We start from the raw sequence: 4,741 nt of genomic DNA on the forward strand, positions 1-4,741 counted from the left end.
GCGTTGATCACGACCGGCGAATTGGTGGCGCTGAAGGCATGGGCCCGGCCCGATGCCGTCCAGTTGCCATCAGCGGTAGTCGTCACGGAGGCGGTGTTGTAGGAAGGCAGCGTCGAAGAGACGTTGGTCAACTGGTAGTCGAACTTCGAGCCGACCCCACCCAGGGTCCTGGCCTCGAGTTTGACAGTACCGGTGGCCACCCCCAGACCGAAGTCCTCCACCTCACCAACAGCCAGCCAGGGACGAGAGTTCCAAGCCGCATTGTTGCGGGCCGGCTGTTCGGTGGTGTTCAAGGAGGGGCCGGTCCAGGCATGGGCCGTGGTCGGGTTCAAACCCGCCCGAGCCCTGAAAAAGGTCTGCTGCAACCCGCCGCTGGGCAGCTGAGTTGGCACCGTGTATTGGCCGTAAACATAGCCGCTGCCATCCGGTGTGGCATTAGACGCACTGGTACCCAAAACCAGATTGGTGAAAGTGGTGCCGGCAGTGCCGCCACCACCCAGTGGCGCAATCCAACCCTTGACGAAACCACTGGCCTGGCTGGCGCCGGTCAGCTTGGCTCGCAGGTCATAGGTCCGGCCCACAGCCAGGATTTGGTCCTGCAGAGGCACCCACGGGCTGGAAGCCGCACCAGAATCGCGAACCTCGATACCGTCATCGGAGGCATGATAATCCGCCCTGGCAACGGGATTGCCATCGGCATACCAGCCCGGCGCCGCCCCCAAGTACAGCTCCCCGCCAGAAACCTTGGGAAACGCCATCGGGCCACTGACAGACCGAGTGGTCAAATAGCTGTTCGGGGCATCGCCGTATGACGCGACCGTGGACAGGCCAAAGTCCGCCACAGCCACCTCTTCGTCAGTTAGGGCGGCAATCTGGGTGACAATGTTGGCGCCGGTTTCAGTGAAAACGTTGTCGTTGGTAACGCCGGTCGACGGGTCAATACCGTCCAGGCGCGAGCCAACGCAGGGGCCGGCATAACCGGAGGGTTGGACCGTGCCAGAACAGCGCGGCGTGACCACGTCGATGCTGCCGGGAACGATAGAGCCGGTGGCCGCTTCGACTTTCTGTGAATAGCCGGCGGCGTAGGTTTGCGAGGCGTTGACACCGTTGATAACCGGCTGCTTGACCCTGACGTTCCAAACCACTTTGCCATCGGCGTCCCAGTCGCCCACCAAGAACCTGTAGCTACCAGACTCGTTGGTGGTGGTTGTGGCAACCGCCCTGGACGAGTTGGACTTGTAAAGCTCTATCTCCGCACCAACAACGGGCTGGGTTTTCTCATCGTCACTGATCTGGCCATCGCCATCAGCGTCGACCCAGACGTTGCCGCGAACCAGTTTGGGCGTCGCGGCGCTGGAAAGAAAGCCATTCGAAGGAATGTTCCAACCGGTGAAAGAGGCCACACCGGTCATCGTGTCAATCCGGACCGTTGGCGCCTCGCCGACTTGCACCCAGCCGGTGGTGTACAAACCACCCGGCGCCCAGGCCAAGGAAAGCCCAACCATGTACCACGAATTGGAGTCCAGTCCGTTGTTGACCAGGCGCAGCACCTTTTCGAAATACCAGGTCGCGCCGGCCGCCCCTGGGGTGATCTTGACCAGCCACTTCTCTGCGTCCTGGATATAGACCTGATAGAAACTGCCTTCGGCGTCGATGGCCATGCCGGCGCCCGGGTGCCAGTCGAAATAGGAGGAGGTGCCAAGCCAGTCTCCTGGGGTCTTGGGTGCAATCGCGCCGGACAGGCGGCAGCTCATTTCGTTGCCTGCACTGGGCGGGGTGCAGATTTGGTAACGGGCGTTACCGGTGCCGTTGTTCCTGATCGTGGTCAGCACCGTGGGGGTGAAAATGATCTGGCCGCTGCCCCGGACAACTGCGCCTCCACTCCACCATCCGTCTTGGCCGCCGTAAGTGTTGGCGGGGATGCAGAATTCCTTGGCGGTGTTGGAGCCGGGCGTCAGCCGCTTGACCGCGTTGAAGCCAGCGCGGCAGCCTGTAGTACGGCCCGCCTCCCAAGCCCAGATGACCAGGGGCCGGCCTGGCTGGGTGTAGTCCGGCCCAACCGCCAGTTTCCTCATTTCGTCATCGGACATGTTGCCGTCGGTGCCGTTGCCCTTGGCCAACTCGAACTGATTGGAGGCAGGAGTGTTGTCGGTTTCCGGGTTGCTGATTACGCGAATGTGGCCGGTAGTGGCCTCGTAGAGCCAGTCTCTCTCTAACTGGGAGATGGCCACTTGCCAATTGATGGTGCCGTCGGCTGCGTAGGCGTCTTGGGCGGACATCCAGGTTTGGGCCAGGGAGAAACCTCCAACGCCAATGGCGGTGGCCACCAGCCAGGCGGTCAGCCTGGTTAGGCGTCGAAAGCGCCTGCCGCCCTGAGTTGGGACTAGGAGGGTATTGGTTGTGTTGGTGTTCATTTGTGATCCTTGAACTAGGTGCTGCTTTTGCCAGGAATCGGGCCCTAGACTGGCGGGTCTATTGGCGGGTCTATAGGCGGACCGATGGCGCTGATGGTGTGGGGCGTTGCGTTGCGCTGTGCATGGCTGCGGTGCAGTGCGGTGCGCTTGGCAGGGCCGCGACGTGGTGTTGAGCCGAGGCTGCGGCGCGGCGCGGTGAGCGGGCCGCAGTGAGATGCGTTGAGCCGAGGCCGCTGCGCGGTGCGGTGCACTGTGCAGGCTGCGGCGCAATGCGCTGGGCCCGGGCCGCGGCGCGGTGCGCGGCGGGTGGCGCTAAGTCACGCCGTTTCGAGTGCTAAAGGGGCCCAATATGGCCTGGGAAGCAAAGAACTCCCCGCCTTTGTGGCGCTTTGAGGCCTTGCCCATTGGCAAGAGCCCGGCGCGCACACCAACCACTTTCGAGTCGACAGGGCGACCGTTCGATCCCGAAGGCGAGGCTTACCTTCTGCATAATTTTGCTCCATTTCGGCTATCACCTAAGGCGGGCGACAACGCTCAAGAAGCTACCAATCTGGCCGACTCTGCATTTGGGCCATGGGTGCTACTACGCAGTCAGGTCGGTGAGTAGAATCCACAGTTCAGGTGGGGTTTTGTGGGTGGTGGCGGGTGCGATTTGCGCCGGTAGTCTTCCCGCGGGGGTTGTCCGATGTCGTGGTCTCTTGCTCTGGACTGCGCCATGACATGGGCTGTGTACTGCCTCAACACCTGGAGCGGCCCGTCGGTGCTGACCTAGGCGGGCTTAATTGGTGGCGTCAAATTGAGGATTTCTACGCGCCTGGCGCATGTGGGTAAAAACCCACTTGACCTGGGGCTAAATGTGACCTAGCTCACAGCTGCGGCGATGTCGCGGCGATAGTGAGAGCCGGTTAGCTTGATCAACTTGGCGGCCTGGTAGGCCTTCTCCCGGGCCTGGGTCAAATCAGCGCCGGTCGCTACCACATTGAGGACCCTGCCCCCGGCGCTAACCAAACGGCCGTCGGAACCAATTGCGGTGCCAGCGTGGAAGACGGAGACACCGGGGATTTGCTCGGCCTGGTCTAGGCCCGTGATGGGAAGGCCTGTTACCGGAGAATCAGGGTAGCCCTTCGAGGCCACCACGACACAGATGGCTGCCCCTTCCGACCAGCGCAGCGGCGGGAGATCGGCCAGGCGCTCATTGGCGGCGGCCAACAGCAAGTCAGACAGGGGGGTCTGCAAACGAGCTAGCACCACTTGGGCCTCCGGGTCACCAAAACGGACGTTGAATTCGACCACTTTGAGGCCCTTGGTGGTCAAGGCCAGGCCGCAGTAAAGCAGCCCAGAGAAAGGCAGATCACGTTTGGCCATTTCCCTAATGGTGGGGTAGGCCACCTGGTTCAGCACTTGGGCTGTCAGATCCGGTGGCGCCCAAGGCAATGGCGAATAAGCGCCCATACCACCGGTGTTTGGTCCCTTGTCACCGTCGAGGGCTCGTTTGAAATCCTGCGCCGGGGCCAAGGGCACAACCGTATGCCCGTCAGTTACGCAGAACAACGACACCTCTGGGCCGTCCAGGAATTCCTCCACCAGGGCCGGGCGCTGACGGTTGATGATGGTCTGGGCATGGTTCCTGGCCACGTCCCTGTCCTCGGTCACCACCACACCCTTACCAGCCGCCAGGCCGTCATCCTTCACCACGAAAGGTGGGCCAAACTGGTCGAGCGCCTCTACTACCTGGTCAATAGAGGTAGCGGGCAGCGCTTGGGCTGTTGGCACACCGGCGGCCTGCATCACTTCTTTGGCGAAGGTTTTCGATCCTTCGAGATTGGCGGCGGCCAAGGTTGGTCCAAAGCAGGCAATCCCGGCCTGCCGCAGGGCGTCGCCAACCCCTGCCACTAACGGGGCTTCAGGCCCAACCACAACCAGGCGCGAACCCAGTCTGGTCGCCAGATCGACTACTTGCTGGCCGTCTTGCGCGTCGATTTGGTGCAACTGGGCATAGCGAGCCATACCCGGGTTACCAGGTGCGGCGTCAAGTTGGTTGGCCTCTTGTTGGGCCATGGCCCTTACTAGTGCGTCTTCGCGTCCGCCGGAACCGATCACCAGAATCTTCACGGCTCACAAGCCTAGCCGCCCCCCTTTGCGGCGAGACCGAGGTTGGGCGCACAGTCAATTCTGCGAAACCTCGGTGTCGCCGCAGAGGGGCCGGTCAGGCCTGGGCCAGCCGCGTCGCTTAAGTAAACCGATGCCGGCCCGCACCGTTGTGACTAGGGGCGAGGGCCGGCATCGGACACTCAAGCCTTAGCGCCAAGCCAAGGCGATTAACAGAC

2 protein-coding genes are annotated in these 4,741 nt (G+C 62.2%); both read right to left on the bottom strand.

The genetic code is table 11. From position 1 onward, the window contains the following. The coding region (locus tag FWD29_09780) for a hypothetical protein (GenBank protein ID MCL2804218.1) at positions 1-2,414 on the bottom strand (2,414 nt) is incomplete at its 3' end. An 861-nt stretch (positions 2,415-3,275) separates the two neighbouring features. Continuing rightward, positions 3,276-4,526, bottom strand: coding sequence for a phosphoribosylamine--glycine ligase (purD, locus tag FWD29_09785; protein MCL2804219.1), 1,251 nt, complete (start codon positions 4,524-4,526; stop codon positions 3,276-3,278). Positions 4,527-4,741: the final 215 nt, after the last annotated feature.

It is taken from the genome of Micrococcales bacterium, from assembly GCA_009784895.1.
Classification (GTDB): domain Bacteria; phylum Actinomycetota; class Actinomycetes; order Actinomycetales; family WQXJ01; genus WQXJ01.